Source organism: Streptomyces sp. NPDC089915, from assembly GCF_040684675.1.
Classification (GTDB): Bacteria; Actinomycetota; Actinomycetes; order Streptomycetales; family Streptomycetaceae; genus Streptomyces.
This window is the reverse complement of sequence record NZ_JBFBGN010000374.1, coordinates 1-1,373: the sequence shown is the minus strand read 5'-3', so window position 1 is coordinate 1,373 and position 1,373 is coordinate 1. Positions and strand designations below refer to the sequence as shown.

General features: G+C 67.2%; 1 protein-coding gene and 1 pseudogene. One reads left to right on the top strand and one right to left on the bottom strand.

Translation table 11 applies throughout. The features are described from left to right. The first annotated feature begins 150 nt into the window (after positions 1 to 150). Positions 151 to 720 (top strand): SMI1/KNR4 family protein, encoded by a 570-nt coding sequence (locus AB0O29_RS35940; protein ID WP_365160654.1) that lies wholly within the window; start codon positions 151 to 153, stop codon positions 718 to 720. Positions 721 to 1,009: 289 nt separating this feature from the next. On the opposite strand, the pseudogene AB0O29_RS35935 reads toward AB0O29_RS35940, so the two are convergent. After that, positions 1,010 to 1,306 (bottom strand): annotated as a pseudogene (locus AB0O29_RS35935) (VOC family protein); the annotation flags it as partial. Positions 1,307 to 1,373 lie beyond the last annotated feature (67 nt).

Genomic DNA, 1,373 nt, shown 5'->3' with positions numbered 1-1,373 from the left:
GGAAGCTCCTCAGCTGGGCCCGTCGGGCAAGGCGGAGGGATGGAACGCATGCTCGAAGTACCATCCCTGCACAGTTCTCCGGCCGGTACTTCCCGACCTCCGCAGTGACGCATTCGGACGGAGATACCCCTGTAGAGAGGACAGACGGCGATGAGTGCGGTTGAGAGTTGGTCGCGTGTGATGAGTCTTCTTCGGGAGCACGCGCCGGCCGATCACACGGATCTGCCGGGGCCCGCTACGGAGCAGCTGCTCGCGGCAGCCGAGGAACGGATGGGGATCTCCCTGCACGGGGACCTGCGGACCTGGCTGTTGCAGAACAATCTGGATCGGCCGGAGGAAGCTTCCGACGACGACGTGATGTGCTGCGGCTTCGACGGGTTCCCCGACGAGGGAAGCTTCTTTCTGGGCATCCGGGCCATGGAGCGGCTCTACGCGAACCGCTCCACGTCCTGCGGATTCGACCCGCCGGACCAGCCGGACTACCCGTTCTGGTGTAACGAGTGGATCCCGTTCCTGTCGGACCAGGACGGCTGGACGGGAAAGTTCATCGACGCGAGGGACGGACGTATCGGCAGATGGTTCGTCGGCGAGCCCACGGTCACCGGCGAGTACGAGTCGATGGCTCACTACTTCGACTCCGTGGCGGAGATGCTGACGAGGATCGGCGCGGGGGACTATCCGGTCTGTTCCGTTGCCGAAGGGCGACTTGTCTGGTCGTGAGACGGTTCCCCACCGGATGACGGCCATTACCCATCCGTCCTCCCCCTGGAAGGGCAATGAGATTCACCAGCATTGACGTTCCAGGGAGAGGATGGCTGCGCCGCGGGGACGGTCCACCGACCGGCCCCGCACACCTCTGAGGTCGTGCCCCTACGCGGCGGCGGCCGTGCGCCAGATCTGGATCAGGCAGTACTGGTCCGCGCCGTCCATCTCCCCTCGTGCCCCGCCGGGATCGGCAGGGCCCGCGTTCACTGTGGAACACCCACCGCCGGGACCGTGCCGTCGGCCGTCAGCGGTGGCCCAGTACGTTGATCACCCGGCCGTTGGGGTCGCGGACGAAGAAGCGGCGTACCCCCCATTCCTCGTCCTGCAGGGGGTGGACGATCTCCGCGCCGCTCTCGCGCACCGCCGCGTAGGCCGCGTCCACGTCGTCCACCTCGACGCTCAGGTCGGGGGCGACGGGTGCGGTCTTGTCCTCGGCCATGAAGCTGATCTGCGCCGTCGGGCTGGAGGGGGAGGCGAGCGTCATGATCCAGCCGTGGTTCATGACCTCCTCGAAGCCCAGGAGGCCGTAGAACTCGCGGCTCCCTGGATGTCGTGGATGCGTACCGGATCGGCGGACACGGCGCCTTCGGCCGCGTCGGCCGTGCCCG